The sequence below is a fragment of the Companilactobacillus sp. HBUAS59699 genome, assembly GCF_036913575.1.
In the GTDB taxonomy this organism is placed as follows: Bacteria; Bacillota; Bacilli; order Lactobacillales; family Lactobacillaceae; genus Companilactobacillus.
The window spans coordinates 301,919-316,150 of the sequence record NZ_JAYKTV010000002.1 but is presented as its reverse complement, the minus strand read 5'-3'; the positions used below and the strand labels follow the sequence as shown (position 1 = coordinate 316,150).

General features: G+C 37.2%; 14 protein-coding genes. 13 read left to right on the top strand and 1 reads right to left on the bottom strand.

The features are described from left to right. Positions 1-360: 360 nt before the first annotated feature. The 8 genes from U8519_RS05200 to U8519_RS05165 all read left to right on the top strand — a co-directional run bounded on the left by U8519_RS05200 (position 361) and on the right by U8519_RS05165 (position 8,226). Positions 361-507 carry a teichoic acid D-Ala incorporation-associated protein DltX gene (locus U8519_RS05200; RefSeq protein WP_334329247.1) on the top strand — a complete coding sequence of 49 codons (147 nt, stop codon included), beginning with the start codon at positions 361-363 and terminating at the stop codon, positions 505-507. 26 nt (positions 508-533) lie between these two features. After that, on the top strand, positions 534-2,054 hold the full coding sequence (dltA, locus tag U8519_RS05195) for a D-alanine--poly(phosphoribitol) ligase subunit DltA (protein ID WP_334329246.1): 1,521 nt from the start codon (positions 534-536) through the stop codon (positions 2,052-2,054). Next, positions 2,047-3,258 (top strand): D-alanyl-lipoteichoic acid biosynthesis protein DltB, encoded by a 1,212-nt coding sequence (gene dltB / locus U8519_RS05190; protein ID WP_334329245.1) that lies wholly within the window; start codon positions 2,047-2,049, stop codon positions 3,256-3,258. The genes dltA and dltB overlap by 8 nt, the downstream gene beginning before the upstream one ends. Before the next feature lie 19 nt (positions 3,259-3,277). Continuing rightward, a complete protein-coding gene (gene dltC / locus U8519_RS05185) occupies positions 3,278-3,514 on the top strand; it encodes a D-alanine--poly(phosphoribitol) ligase subunit DltC (RefSeq protein ID WP_442892121.1) in 237 nt (78 codons plus the stop codon). A 3-nt stretch (positions 3,515-3,517) separates the two neighbouring features. Further along, a complete protein-coding gene (gene dltD, locus U8519_RS05180; protein WP_334329244.1) occupies positions 3,518-4,774 on the top strand; it encodes a D-alanyl-lipoteichoic acid biosynthesis protein DltD in 1,257 nt (418 codons plus the stop codon). 492 nt (positions 4,775-5,266) lie between these two features. Continuing rightward, a complete protein-coding gene (locus tag U8519_RS05175) occupies positions 5,267-6,466 on the top strand; it encodes a quaternary amine ABC transporter ATP-binding protein (protein ID WP_334329243.1) in 1,200 nt (399 codons plus the stop codon). Beyond that, positions 6,459-7,307, top strand: coding sequence for an ABC transporter permease (locus U8519_RS05170; RefSeq protein ID WP_334329242.1), 849 nt, complete (start codon positions 6,459-6,461; stop codon positions 7,305-7,307). The genes U8519_RS05175 and U8519_RS05170 overlap by 8 nt, the downstream gene beginning before the upstream one ends. 10 nt (positions 7,308-7,317) lie before the next feature. Beyond that, on the top strand, positions 7,318-8,226 hold the full coding sequence (locus tag U8519_RS05165; protein WP_334329241.1) for a glycine betaine ABC transporter substrate-binding protein: 909 nt from the start codon (positions 7,318-7,320) through the stop codon (positions 8,224-8,226). On the opposite strand, the gene U8519_RS05160 is transcribed toward U8519_RS05165, so the two are convergent. Next, the gene (locus U8519_RS05160; RefSeq protein ID WP_334329240.1) at positions 8,195-8,395 is read right to left on the bottom strand and encodes a hypothetical protein; all 201 of its coding nucleotides are present in this window, start codon (positions 8,393-8,395) and stop codon (positions 8,195-8,197) included. The genes U8519_RS05165 and U8519_RS05160 overlap by 32 nt on opposite strands. Before the next feature lie 606 nt (positions 8,396-9,001). Here U8519_RS05160 and U8519_RS05155 point away from each other — a divergent pair. The 5 genes from U8519_RS05155 to U8519_RS05135 all read left to right on the top strand — a co-directional run bounded on the left by U8519_RS05155 (position 9,002) and on the right by U8519_RS05135 (position 14,196). After that, a complete protein-coding gene (locus tag U8519_RS05155; protein ID WP_334329239.1) occupies positions 9,002-9,862 on the top strand; it encodes a helix-turn-helix domain-containing protein in 861 nt (286 codons plus the stop codon). 11 nt (positions 9,863-9,873) lie between these two features. Continuing rightward, a complete protein-coding gene (locus U8519_RS05150; RefSeq protein WP_334329238.1) occupies positions 9,874-12,171 on the top strand; it encodes a nitric-oxide reductase large subunit in 2,298 nt (765 codons plus the stop codon). Positions 12,172-12,300: 129 nt separating this feature from the next. Then, entirely contained in the window at positions 12,301-12,879 is a 579-nt protein-coding gene (locus U8519_RS05145) for a VIT1/CCC1 transporter family protein (protein WP_334329237.1), read from the top strand. Between the two features lie 79 nt (positions 12,880-12,958). Next, positions 12,959-13,387, top strand: coding sequence for a CopY/TcrY family copper transport repressor (locus U8519_RS05140; RefSeq protein ID WP_334329236.1), 429 nt, complete (start codon positions 12,959-12,961; stop codon positions 13,385-13,387). Positions 13,388-13,455: 68 nt separating this feature from the next. Next, the gene (locus tag U8519_RS05135) at positions 13,456-14,196 is read left to right on the top strand and encodes a sulfite exporter TauE/SafE family protein (protein WP_334329235.1); all 741 of its coding nucleotides are present in this window, start codon (positions 13,456-13,458) and stop codon (positions 14,194-14,196) included. Positions 14,197-14,232: the final 36 nt, after the last annotated feature.

Sequence of the window (14,232 nt, the reverse complement as noted above, 5' to 3'; positions counted from 1 at the left end):
TATATATAAATTTAGAATATTTCGTTTTAGTGGGGAATTGAATCATTTTTATCGGTAATAATCGAGATGATTCAGATATTTTTTTAGAATTAACAGCAAAAAATAAACTTTTTTCAAAAAAGATGTTTAAACATATGGTGGATAAACCGACTGTGACAGTATGTTTTGGTCAAAAATGACAAAATATTTTTACAAAAATGCAGTTATATGTTTAAACAGGCGTTATTATAATACTTATAAAAGTTATATAGATAAAACGTTAATTCATAATTTCTATTAATTATTTTGTTTGACACTCTATATATCTGAATGGTTATATAAGTTTTACGTGGCGGAATTAAGGGAAAGGTGTAAATTATAATGAAAAATTTACTTATATTTTTAAAAAAACCAGTTAGTATGTTTGTAATTAAAACCATCGCTTTTTTCGCAATCTTTTTAGTTCTTCTATACATCTATGGGTATAACGGTGTAGGTAGCGTCAAATTTATTTACAATGACTTTTAAATCAAGATTGAGAGAAGGGAATAGTCATGAATTCAATTATTGAAAAGATTACGGATGTTATAAACGAATCACCCGATAAAGTCTGTTACCAAAACGGGTCAGTAACAGCAACTTATCGTGATTTAGGACAAAAATCTGATCGAATTGCTAATTTTTTACAAGATAAGTTCTTGCCTAAGAAGAGCCCAATCGTGATATATGGTGGGCAGCAGTTTGAAATGCTTGTGATGTTCCTTGGAGCAATCAAGGCCGGACACCCATATATTCCAGTTGATGACGGCTCAGATCCACAGCGTATTATCCAGATCGATTCAGTTGCACATCCATCATTAGTTCTAAATTGGAGTGATGTTGAAGATTTTGGAATTGAGACACCGATCGTTTCAAAAGAAGAATTGATCGAAGCAATGAATTCTGAAAATGATATCTACGATGCTAATAAGAGTATCGGTCCAGAAGATGATTTTTACATTATTTTTACTTCTGGTACGACTGGGACTCCTAAAGGAGTTCAAATTTCTACTAACAATTTAGCTGATTTTATCAATTGGGTAAATAGTAAGTTTGATTATACAAAAGATACCAATCTCATGTTACAGGCACCATTCTCGTTTGATCTTTCTGTCTTTGATATTTATCCGGGATTGACTAATGGGTCGACTTTGACAGTTATTGATAAAGATACAACTAAGAATTTTGGTAAACTACAAAACGCTATTACAGAATCAGATTTTGACACTTGGATCTCCACACCATCGTTCTTTGAAATGTGCTTATTATTCAGAGGCTTCGATGGATTGAATATGCCAAAACTGAAAAAATTCATTTTCTGTGGCGAAGAATTGACACATGCGACAGCAACTAAATTACTAAAGAAGTTTCCTAAGGCCAAGCTCTATAACACTTATGGACCAACTGAGAATACTGTCGCTATTACTTCGATCCTGATTGATCATGAGATGTTAGCAAAATACGATCGACTACCAATTGGATACTTGAAGTCCAACATGAATCACATTATTTATAATTTCGAAAAGGGTGACGATGGTTATCTAACCGGTGAATTGCTGGTAAGTGGGCCGGATGTTTCTAAAGGTTATTTGAATAATCCAGTTCAGACTGAGAAGGCTTTTGAAGTTATCAACGGTGAGACTTTCTATCACACGGGAGATATGGTCAGTGAAGCACCGGATGGATTGCTATTTTACAAGGGAAGAACCGACTTCCAAATCAAGATGCACGGTTATCGTATCGAACTAGAAGAAGTAGATTCGATGCTAGGTAATCTTGATCAAGTAAAGCAATCTTGTACAGTTCCGCTATATAACAATAAGAAGCAAGTAAGTAAGATGATTGCTCATATTGTTTTGGAAGACAAGTTCAAGACGGTTGACGAGCTTGAATTGAATTCTGAGATCAAGAATGAGTTAAAGACAACAACGATGGATTATATGATTCCGAACGTATTGAAGTTTGTAGAACAATTGCCGATCAGTAAAAATGGAAAGATTGATAGAAAGGCACTAATAGGCGAGATTAATGCATGACATCACACCTTACAGTTCGCCACATTATTTCATCTATCTATTTGTACTTCTACTTCCTATTATCATCGGTTTACTATACGGCAAACGTTTCAGAATCTATGATTTCTTTGCAACAGTAATAATTCTAGCCATCACATTCTTCGGAGGTGATGCTAGGCAAGGTATTTCGTTAATATTCTATGTGCTATTTGAAATGATTGTTGTCTTTGCATACAAGTTTTATCGAAAGAATCACAATAACTTTTGGGTATTCAGTTCGGCGGTAGTTTTAGCGATTATTCCACTGGTTTTTGTAAAGTTAGATCCGCTATTAAAGAATGCGACGATTTCCTTGTTCGCATTCATGGGAATAAGTTATTTAACTTTTAAAGTTGTCGAGATTATTATGGAACTTCGTGATGGCACGATCAAAGAGATCAAACCAACTGAGTTCGTTAGATTCATACTATTCTTCCCAACTATTTCATCTGGACCGATCGATCGTTTCCGTCGTTTTCAAAAAGATGTACTGAAAGTACCGAGTCGTGAAAAGTACTTGGAACTACTACACACTGGTACTAACAGATTGATGTTGGGATTAGTTTATAAGTTCATTTTGGGATACTTCTTCGGAACATTGTTATTACCGAAAGTTTCGATACTAGCACTGTCATACGGAGATCAAGCACCATTAGGAATTTCCTGGGCATTAGTAGCTTACATGTACACGTATAGTATGTATCTGTTCTTTGATTTCGCTGGTTATTCACTCTTTGCGGTTGCCATCAGTAATTTCATGGGTGTAGAAACACCTATGAACTTCAAACAGCCATTCAAATCAGTTAACATCAAGGACTTCTGGAATAGATGGCATATCACACTATCATTCTGGTTCAGAGATTTCATCTACATGCGTTTGATCTTCATGATGATGAAGAAAAAATGGATCAAGAATAGGATCACAATGGCCAATCTGGGCTATGTAACATTGTTCCTGATTATGGGATTCTGGCATGGTGAAACTTGGTACTACATCGTATATGGTATTTTTCACGCCTGTGCGATGATCATCAACGATGCTTGGTTGAGATACAAGAAGAGACATCGTCAACAGATCCCTAGCAACAAATTTACAAAGGCTCTAGCAATCTTCATAACTTTCAACGTAGTTTGCTTCAGTTTCCTAATTTTCTCAGGATTTTTAAACACATTATGGTTTAGCTAATTAAAGGAGAGTATTCATTATGGAAATCACACAAAAAATTATCGACATTCTAAAAGACGTAACAGGCTTGGACAATATTGGCAACGACGCTGATCAAGATCTATTCGCAACTGGCATCCTAGATTCAATGGCAACAGTTGAAGTTCTAGTATCATTACAGGACCAATTTGGAATTGAAGTCCCTGTTTCAGAATTTGATCGTTCACAATGGTCAACAATTAACAAAATTTCAGAACGTGTAAAAGAATTGGAATAAACTATGAAAAAAAAGTTATGGATGATTTTTGGACCTGTAATAGTTGCGATTGTTGCGTTGTTTATTCTTTTATGGACTCCGATTAATTTCAAAACAGTTACTTCACATAAGATAGATCAGGCTTCGACTTCACTCGATGTCAGAGTACTCAAAGGTGAAAGTGTTAAGAATGCGGCCGAAAAAGAAAATTACATTCCTATTATCGGATCATCTGAACTTTCTAGAATGGACCCATTCCATCCGTCTTCTATGGCACAAAAGTACCATTGGAAGAATAAGCCGTTTCTACTAGGTAATCCTGGTACGGCATCGCTGACACAGACATTGAATGTCAGTGGAATGAGTAATTTGAAGAATAAAAAAGCTGTCGTTATTATTTCACCACAGTGGTTTACGAAGAAAGGTGTACCTTCAGATGCATTCAAATACTTCCTATCACCACTACAGTTGACGGGATTCATCAGTAATTCTAACCATGGTGATAAGAAGATGAATAAGTATATTGCCAATCGAATTCTTAGTCTAGACAGTAGTTTAGGAACGATTGAGACCAATGCCTTGTTGAGAATTGCTGACGGTAAGCAGATCACTAGCTTCCAAAGATTGTATATTGGCAATCTAACTAGAAATAGTTTGAAGAATCAAGATGCCTTGTTCGGCACGATCTCCTTGAATGATCATCAAGACAAAATCGACAAAGCAGCCTCTAAATTGCCTGATGATTACGATTACAAGGATTTAAACAAACTAGCTGTGAAAATGGCGAAGAGACATTCGCGTGAGAATGATCTGCAAATCGGTGATTCCTTCTACAAAAAACAATTGTATAGAAGAATTCACAGATATAAGAATGCTCACACCAAAGTTAATTACAATCAGTCACCTGAATACAATGACTTTGAAGCCATGCTCTACATGTTCAATCAAAGTCACACTGAAGTAATGTTTGTTATTCAACCAGTAAATCCTAAGTGGATCAAATATACTGGTATGCCGAAGAATTCATTGGCTAACTTTAGTAAGAAGATAACTTATCAACTTAAATCTCAAGGTTTCAACAATGTAGTCGATTTGACTCACGAGAAGAATCCTAACTACATCGCTGAAGATACGATCCATATGGGATGGCGTGGTTGGTTACTCTTAGATAAGCATCTAGAACCTTACTATAAGGATAAGAATGCGGACCCAAGTAAGACTAACTATAAGATGAATAGTTACTTCTTAACTAAGAAGTGGGCTAATAATATGAATTTTTAAAACTTCCCAAGCCTGGCAGGTAAGGGAAGTAAACCGTAATACCTTTTCCGTAGTACTGTTTCCCCCCTCAAAAACAGTGCATGCCCGTGAGAAGATATTGAGATCTCCACACTAAAAGTGGAATCTCAGTATCTTCTTTTTTTTATTTTTTTTGATAACTAAATTGAAAGCCTTGTAAATCGTATTGTAGTAGTATATACACACTTGTGAAAAAAACTCTAAAATGCCCGTGTGCGGGCATTTTGAGTACACATAGTTTGCAAAAATCAACTGTGTTTGTTACGGTAATATGTGTGTTGCTATTATTTTTGCCTTATGAATAGTAGTGTTTTTAATTGAAAAATCAAAGAATTTAAGTAGTATTTTGACATTTAGCTCCTGAGTATAGCATTGCTTTACTCGAGAGCTGATTTTATCTAATGAGGTTACGCATAAATATTTTTATATGCGGGTGAAAAGAACTTTCACTCTATTCCAAGAATGGGGGATTTGATGACAGTAAAAGTTGAGGTTAAAAATTTAACTAAGATTTTTGGTAAGCATGTTGGTCGAGCAAAAGAACTAATTAAGCAAGGCAAGACCAAATCGGAAATTCTAAAAGAAGCGGGTGCCACTGTTGGTGTTGATCAAGCAAATTTTGAGATCAATGACGGTGAGATATTCGTAATTATGGGTCTGTCCGGTAGTGGTAAATCTACTATGGTTCGTATGATCAATCGTTTGATCGAACCGACAGACGGAGAAGTATTGATCGACGGTGAGAACTTGATGAAGATGGATAAGAAGTCACTTCGTGAAGTACGTCGTAAAAAAATGAGTATGGTTTTCCAAAACTTCGGATTACTTCCTAACCGAACAGTCTTGGAAAACGCTGAATATGGATTAGAAATTCAAGGTGTCGACAAAGAGACACGTGAGAAAAAAGCTAATGAGGCTTTGGAACAAGTTGGTATTACAGGTTATAACGATGAGTATCCTGATCAATTATCTGGTGGTATGCAACAACGTGTTGGTCTAGCTCGTGCTTTGGCAAATGATCCTGAAATATTATTGATGGATGAGGCCTTCTCAGCGCTTGATCCATTGAACAGAACTGATATGCAAGATCAGCTTTTGGATATTCAAGAGCGATTGCATAAGACAATTATCTTTATCAGTCATGATTTGAACGAAGCTTTGAAGTTGGGTGATCATATTATGATCATGCGTGATGGTGAAGTCGTTCAAACCGGAACGCCTGAAGATATTTTGACACATCCAGCTAATGAATATGTTGAAGAATTCATTGAGAACGTTGATCGTAGTAAGGTTCTTACTGCTGGTAATGTTATGATCCGTCCAGTTACGATCAATATTGATAAGGCTGGTCCAAGATTGACCTTGAAACGAATGAAGAATAATGAAGTTTCAACTGCTTACGTTGTTGATAATAAACGTAATTTGGTTGGTATTGTTGATGCTAATGATGTTATTGGCTTGGTACGTAAGGACAGCAGTGATCTTAGATCGATCGTTAAGTCTGACGTACCGACTGCTCACGTTGATACACCTATCAATGACTTGATGGATGATATTTCTCAAACGGGTATTCCATTTGCGGTAGTTAATGATGATGGACAACTCAAAGGTATTATTGTTCGTGGTGCCGTACTTGGTGCCCTTGCAGGAAATGAGGTGAGCGATTTTGAATAACATTCCACAAATACCATTAGCTCACTGGATCGACGGTTTCGTTGACTGGTTAGTTTCCTTCACAGGATTCTTTAATGGTGTAACTAATTTTATCGGTGGGATCAACAATGCCTTTCAATGGGTGTTTGATCTTATTCCAATCTGGCTATTTATCGTTTTGATCTTGGCATTAACTTATTATGTCAATCGAGATGACCAACGTTGGAGTCTACTAGGTTTTGAATTCTTTGGTTTATTATTGATTTGGAACTTGGATTTCTGGCGTGATATGACGCAAACTTTAACACTAGTTTTAACTTCTAGTTTGATTGCGTTAGTTATCGGTATTCCGTTAGGAATATTGATGTCGAAGAGTCGCATTGCTGAAATAATTTTGAAACCAATCCTTGATTTCATGCAAACAATGCCCGCCTTCGTTTACTTGATTCCTGCTGTTGCCCTATTCGGTATCGGTATGGTCCCAGGTATTGTTGCTTCAGTTATCTTCGCGATGCCACCAACAGTTAGAATGACTAATATGGGTATTCGTGAAGTTCCTAGTGAATTGATCGAAGCTGCGGATTCATTCGGTTCAACTGAATGGCAAAAATTATTTAAGGTTGAATTGCCATTAGCTAAGACTAGTTTGATGGCTGGTGTCAATCAAAGTATGATGCTTTCATTATCTATGGTTGTTACTGCATCAATGATCGGTGCTATGGGTCTTGGTACTAAGGTTTACTTTGCCGTGGGTAGAAACGATGCTGGTGGCGGTTTTGCTGCTGGTATTGCTGTTGTTATCTTGGCAATCATCTTGGACAGACTTACACAGTCATTGACACGTGATCATAAGAGAGGATAGGAGGGATTGTTTGAAGAAAAAATTAAAATATTTAAGTGTTTTCTTTGTAGCATTACTGATTATTCCATTAATCACCGCATGTAGTTCACAGACGCAACCATATGACAGTAGTAAGAAGCTTGGTGGACAGATCAACTATACGATCACTGGTATTGATGCCGGTGCTGGTATTATGTCATCTACTCAGACAGCTTTGAAAGACTATGGCTTGAGTGACAAGAACTGGCAATTACAGACTAGTTCAACTGCTGCTATGACAAGTACTCTGGACAAAGCTATCAAAGAGAAACGGCCAATCGTTGTTACCGGATGGCAACCACATTGGATGTTTACTAAGTTTCCCATTAAATTCTTAAAAGATCCTAAAAATGTTTATGGTAAAGCTGAAAGTATTCATACCATTGTACGATTAGGATTGAAGAAGGATGAACCTGAAGCATATACGATTTTGGACCGTTTCCACTGGAAACCAGCTCAAATGTCAGAAGTTATGTTGAAGGTCAATAATGGAATGGATCCTAAAAAAGCTGCTAAGGAATGGATCAAAGCCAATCCGAAGTTAGTTGATGAGTGGACTAAGGGTGTTAAGAAGGTTCACGGTAAGTCACTGAAGATGACTTACGTTGCCTGGGATTCTGAAATTGCTTCAACTAATGTTGTCGCACAGGTATTACGTGATCAAGGTTATAAAGTTACGATCCAAGCTATGGAACAACAACCGGTTTGGGCATCGATCGCTACGAAAGCTGCTGATGCACAAGTTAGTGCCTGGTTGCCCAAGACTTCAGGATTGTACTACAAAGATTACAAGGGACGCTTTGAAGATTTGGGACCTAATTTGAAGGGTGCTAAGGTTGGACTTGCAGTTCCTAAATATATGAAGAATATTAATTCGATTGAGGATTTGAAGAATAAGTAGGCTGATTAGTAGTTGGATGGTGATGCCGCTGAGGATGGACAACAATTCCATCTGCCGTGGGACCGGCCTTAGTCTTCGTCTTCGGCCTCGCTTGGAAGCCTGTAGTCTTCCAAGTCGTCCAGTTTACTAAGCGATGAATTGCTAAGTAAACTATCACGGCTGATTCCATTGTTATCCATCCTCAGCTAGTTTTTTGTTTGACTGCTAGTAGGTGGTAACATGGTAGTTATCAATTATTTATACTTTTAAACTCAATAGAGTGTCTCGTAATTTATGAGATACTCTATTTTTTTGTTTAATAGGCGAATTTAGCTGGAGGGCAGTAGTAATGGAATCAGTAGCAAAAGTGGTGTTAATGGGGGTGGTTTTCCCACATTTACAGCACTGGACGTCCTTATTGATTTGCGGTTTATGCAAAGCAAGAAGGCAAGATCTGAGACCGCTTTTTGGCTCAGATCGGTCCTGCTACAGATGGAATTACTGCTGACCGGAAGCGGAACACTAATTAGAATATTTTTTTATTTCACAATCTTATCAATTGAAAAACCAAAACATCTGGCATCGCTATCAAAGACACTTGTGAAAAAGCAACTATATATATTATTGGAATATTTTTTATATAAAATAGTATTTACAAAATTGATAAAGCCTATTAGTATAAGGGTATAATCAGTTTTGATACTTACCAGGGATTTTAGTTATTATGGCAAGGAGGGGTAGATGAGTATATAATTCTATTCATGAAGATATTTATATTTTATATAGAGGTGTTCTTATGAACATACAGAGTTTTGTGAATAGAAGAAAACAATTAGGTTTGTCACAGAAGGAATTGAGTAATGGTATTTGTACTCAAGCAACTTTAAGCAAATTTGAAAATAATGGAAAGATTCCGTCATTAAAGATCTTGATTCAGTTATGTAATCGTTTGGACTTGTCGTTAGACGATGTCATGGGCGTTAATGACAGTACTTCTAAGAAGCTTGTTAAGTCGATGAATAATGTCGAGTTTAATTTGATTACTAGTGAGTACAAGGAATCATGGAACATTATTAATAAGATCGATCAGAGTCTCCTTAAGGATGATAATGATGCGTTGATGCAATATTACTATCTCAAAGGTTACTTGAATGTTTTGGATAACGGTGACTTGTTTGAGGCTGTGTTCGATTTTAATCAAATTTTGACTAGTTTGGATTCAGATGGGAAGACTATCTTTACTTTTCTAGCATACACAGGTATGGGGATGGTGTACGCCAAACAAGAGGATTCCGCCAAAAGTGAATATTATTTCAGTAAGGTATTTAATGATATTTATGGGATGTCGATCGAGAATGTCACACAGATCTGGCGTTACATCAGTATTATTTTTTATTGTGCAATTTATTATTCCAATCAAAAAGATTATGAGACGGCCAACACGCTACTTAACTATGGTGTGAAGGTTTGTTCTGATAATCATGTGACATATTATATTGCTCGGTTATATGCTCAATTAGCCATTAATGATTGTGCCGTCAATGGTCCAAGTGATCAGACGTCAGAATTATTTACTAAAGCACGTGTCTTTTCAGAATTTAATAACAACCAAAATGAATTGGTAACGATCAAGGAGCTGATTAAAAACTGTAAGTAGGGGGAAATTTTATGACTTCTTACAAGAAGCTAAATAAGATTTTACTTTGGGTTTTAGTCATCGCTTTCTCGATTTTAATTGCCGGGGGACTTTTGATCTTCAAGAATGAAGCACCTCGTCCATCTAAGATTGTTAATGAATCTGGTAGTACAGTTGTCACTAAGGGTGAGCTGGTATCAGGTCAAGCTGTTTTTGAAAAATACGGTCTAACCGATTATGGTACTTATTTAGGAAATGGTACTTATTTTGGACCGGACTACACAGCTGAAGCACTACATATTTATTTAAAAGGTATGGATGAATTCTATGCCAAGAAGAACTTTGATAAAGATTTCAAAGCTCTTACGACGGAACAAAAATCTGGTATCAAAGGTGTTGTGAAGGAAGAAATTCGTAAGAATCGTTACAACGCCAAGACAAATCAGTTAGTTTTAACTGATGCACAGGTTTCTGGATTGAATTATTTAACGAAATACTATCGTCATGTTTTTAAGAACAATCCCGATGAAGCGGGCTTACCTGAAAACATGATCAAGAATATGACGAATGACTTCATGGAGAACGGGGACAAAGTCGATCAACTGACTTACTTCTTCTTCTGGGGTGCCTGGTTGTCATCAACTAATCGACCAGGACAACAATATTCTTACACTAATAATTGGCCATATGATCTTGATGCCGGCAACGTTATGACATCAGATGCGATGGTTTGGACTGCTATGTCAGTGGCACTGTTAGTCGCTGGAGTCGGTCTGGTGATCTACGTTTATAAGAAGTATCACTTTGATATGCAATATGCTGAAGATTTCACAGATATCAAGGGTATCAAGACAGATGAGCCTATTACTAGTTCACAGAGAAAGGCTGCGAAGTACTTCTTGATCGTTATGCTGATGTTCTTCGTACAAGTATTATTAGGTGAACTGCTAGCACACTATTATGTTGAGAATTCCTTCTTTGGGATTCCGCTACAAAACATCTGGCCATTTAACTTAGCTAAGACTTGGCACTTGCAACTAGTTATCTTCTGGATCGCTACGGCTTGGTTAGCTACGGGAATTTATATCACTCCCCGTATTATCGGTCGTGAACCTAAGCGTCAAGGATTATTAGTTGATATCTTGTTCTATGCATTGCTAGTTGTTGTCGGTGGTTCGATGCTTGGTGAGTGGGGTTCAACACTCGGTATCATCAACGACAAGTGGTGGTTGTTTGGTCACTACGGTTGGGAATACGCTGAAATGGGTAAGTTCTGGCAAGTTCTCTTCATCATCGGTATGGTTCTATGGGTCATTATTTTATTGCGTGGATTCTTGCCAGCAATTAAGATCAAAAAGAATCTCGACCGTTCACGATTACTACAATTATTACTTTGCGGATCGATCGCTATTCCAGCTTTCTACCTTGCATCATTATTTATTTTGCCTAATTCACACGTTACCTTTGCGGATTATTGGAGATGGTGGATCGTCCATCTATGGGTTGAAGGTATTTTCGAATCATTTGCGGTTATCTTGATCGGTTATTTGATGGTTGATATGAAGTTGACTACGATCAAATCGACAATTAGAGCTTTGTACTTCCAATTGATCCTCTTACTAGGAACTGGTGTTGTCGGAATGGGACATCATTATTTCTGGGAAGGTGATCATTCGATCTGGTTAGCACTAGGTTCATGTTTCTCAGCTCTAGAAGTTATCCCACTATGTCTCTTAGTTTGGGAAGCTTATACACATTACCGTGTGTACAAAGATTCTTCGATGGATTTCCCATACAAGGGTACATTCATGTTCCTAGTATCTACAGGATTGTGGAATGCTATCGGTGCGGGAGCATTAGGATTCTTGATCAATGCTCCAGCCATTAATTATTTCGAACACGGAACACAATGGACTTCAGCACACGCTCACGGTTCAATGGCTGGTGTCTATGGTTTCTTCTCAGTCGCTATTATGCTATTTGCCATGCGTCATTTGACGAAACCAGAGTTCTGGACGAAAAAAGTTGAGAAGTGGATCAAGTGGGCATGTATTGTTATGAATATCGGTTTAGCCGGTATGACCTTCATTACTCTAATGCCAATGGGCTTCTTGCAATTGAAAGATGCACTGGAACACGGATACTGGCATGCACGTTTGGCCAGCTTCTACCAAGATCCAGTTATCATGGGCTTGACGATCGCTCGTTCAGTTCCAGATATTATTTTTACAGCTGGAGTGGTAATCCTTCTCGTGGTCTTCTTCAGAGGAATGTTCCACTTGAAACCAGCTTCAAAAGAAATTAATCCAGTTGATTATGATATTAAATAATTATGTTGGCCCACGATTTTCGTGGGTCTTTTTTTGAAGGGGCATTAAAAAATTAAACAAATTAAATTGATATAAGTTAGTAATATTCCAATGGTGTATAGTGTAGTTAATACATAGGGGTACGGTTACATGAAAAAAATTATAAAAAGGTCATTTTTTAAAAATCATTTTTGGGACAGACTAAATGTTTTAAGAGCCGGAATTCTAGGCGCCAATGACGGAATCATCTCAGTGTCAGGAATCGTGCTGGGAGCTGCCGGTGCTAACTTTGACAACAATACTTTGTTGATAACTGGTATTTCAGGGATGCTAGCAGGAGCTTGCTCAATGGCTGGTGGCGAATGGATGTCTGTCAGTACACAACATGATGTGCAAGAGAAAAAAATCGAATCTCAATCGGAGAGGACTAAGACCAAAATCCAACGAGAAGATATGTTAGTACCGCTACACGCTGCGGCAGCTTCATTTTGTTCTTTTATTCTCGGGGCGATAATTCCGCTGATTGCAATGTGCGTGTCAACTGACAAGTGGCGTGTTGCTAATACGGCGGTAGCTATGGTCATCGCTTTGACATTGAATGCCATTGTCAGTACTGCCAATACTGATATTTCGACGAAAAAAACAGTATTACGGAATATCTGCATCGGTGTTGCCACAAGTGTCATCACATATGTTATCGGCAGTATATTTAATGTTTCAATCAGCTGAAATGACAATTTAGAGTAAGAATTTTTATTGTTGAAATATAATCTCACTGGTAGAATTAACTTTAAAGGTAGTGATAATTATGCTAGAGACGACAAATATCAACATTACAGATGCAGAATGGCGGATCATGCGTGTCATTTGGGCACTAGATACTGTTACATCACGGCAATTGATCAATGTTTTAGGCGAGTCAATGGATTGGAAGCCGGCTACGATCAAGACACTTTTGCACAGATTAACTGATAAGGGAATTATCAAGACGGAAAAAGATGGCAATAAGTTTATTTATTCAGCAGTCATGGATGAAAGTCGGACAGTTGATCTGGCATCTAAAAAGTTCTTCAATCAAGTCTGTGCTAAAAAGGTTGGTTCAGCAGTGGCTTATATCATTGATGAATCAGAATTGACTCAGGATGATATCGATAAGATCCAAGATAAGTTAGATCATAAACAGGCAGTTGCAGAAATCAATTGTAATTGTGTACCTGGAGAATGTGATTGTAATTAAGCGAATCTGTTTAGATTCGTTTTTTTTGTGTAAAATTAAATAGTGAGTAATGAGAAAGAAGGCATATTTTGAGTACGACCATTGTTATTGTGATTGCAGTAATGTTATTTGGTGCTTTTATCAGAACTGTTTTTGGATTTGGTGACGCCTTGGTAGCAATGCCAATGTTGGCGCTGATCTCGTTTGATCTGAAAACCTCAACGGCATTGATTGGCTTCATTGGATTGTTGGTGGCCATACCAGCGACATTTAAATATCGTTCTGAGATCAATTGGTCAGTTATTAAACGATTAGTCATCGGATCCTTATTCGGTGTGCCAGTGGGAATAATCTTGGTCAAATATATCGATGTCAGTACAGTGGGCCGTATTCTAGGTGTCTTCTTATTGATATATAGTAGCTACAGTTTGATTCGAACTATGCGAAGTCAGATGATTCAATTAAAACTGCACTCAAAAATTTGGGATTATCTTTTTGGATTATTCTCCGGAATTTTGGGCAGTGCTTTTGATAGTCATGGAGTTGCAGTGGCTATTTATGGAACCTTGAAAGATTGGTCTGCCAATGAATTCAGAGGAATTTTACAATCACACTTTATGTGCGTAAGTGTAATAGTTGTCTCCAGCCAGATGATCTCAGGATTTTGGAATATGGAAGTCGTTAAATTAGTCTTGATCACAATACCGTTTTTGTTTGTTCTAATACCATTTTCGAATTGGGTCAGCACTAAGATCGACAGTGCATCTATGGTCAAGTATGTTTATGGGTTGTTATTATTATTTGGAATTATGTTAACAATTAAGGGATAATTCTTAGTAACTAATATGTATAATGTAGTTGAAAAG

Excerpts from the sequence above, each read along its gene's own strand:
- U8519_RS05200 (WP_334329247.1), top strand. The coding sequence starts at position 361 with ATGAAAAATTTACTTATATTTTTAAAAAAACCAGTTAGTATGTTTGTA.
- dltA (WP_334329246.1), top strand. The coding sequence starts at position 534 with ATGAATTCAATTATTGAAAAGATTACGGATGTTATAAACGAATCACCC.
- dltB (WP_334329245.1), top strand. The coding sequence starts at position 2,047 with ATGCATGACATCACACCTTACAGTTCGCCACATTATTTCATCTATCTA.
- dltC (WP_442892121.1), top strand. The coding sequence starts at position 3,278 with ATGGAAATCACACAAAAAATTATCGACATTCTAAAAGACGTAACAGGC.
- dltD (WP_334329244.1), top strand. The coding sequence starts at position 3,518 with ATGAAAAAAAAGTTATGGATGATTTTTGGACCTGTAATAGTTGCGATT.
- U8519_RS05175 (WP_334329243.1), top strand. The coding sequence starts at position 5,267 with ATGACAGTAAAAGTTGAGGTTAAAAATTTAACTAAGATTTTTGGTAAG.
- U8519_RS05160 (WP_334329240.1), bottom strand. The coding sequence starts at position 8,395 with ATGGAATCAGCCGTGATAGTTTACTTAGCAATTCATCGCTTAGTAAAC.
- U8519_RS05155 (WP_334329239.1), top strand. The coding sequence starts at position 9,002 with ATGAACATACAGAGTTTTGTGAATAGAAGAAAACAATTAGGTTTGTCA.
- U8519_RS05150 (WP_334329238.1), top strand. The coding sequence starts at position 9,874 with ATGACTTCTTACAAGAAGCTAAATAAGATTTTACTTTGGGTTTTAGTC.
- U8519_RS05145 (WP_334329237.1), top strand. The coding sequence starts at position 12,301 with ATGAAAAAAATTATAAAAAGGTCATTTTTTAAAAATCATTTTTGGGAC.
- U8519_RS05140 (WP_334329236.1), top strand. The coding sequence starts at position 12,959 with ATGCTAGAGACGACAAATATCAACATTACAGATGCAGAATGGCGGATC.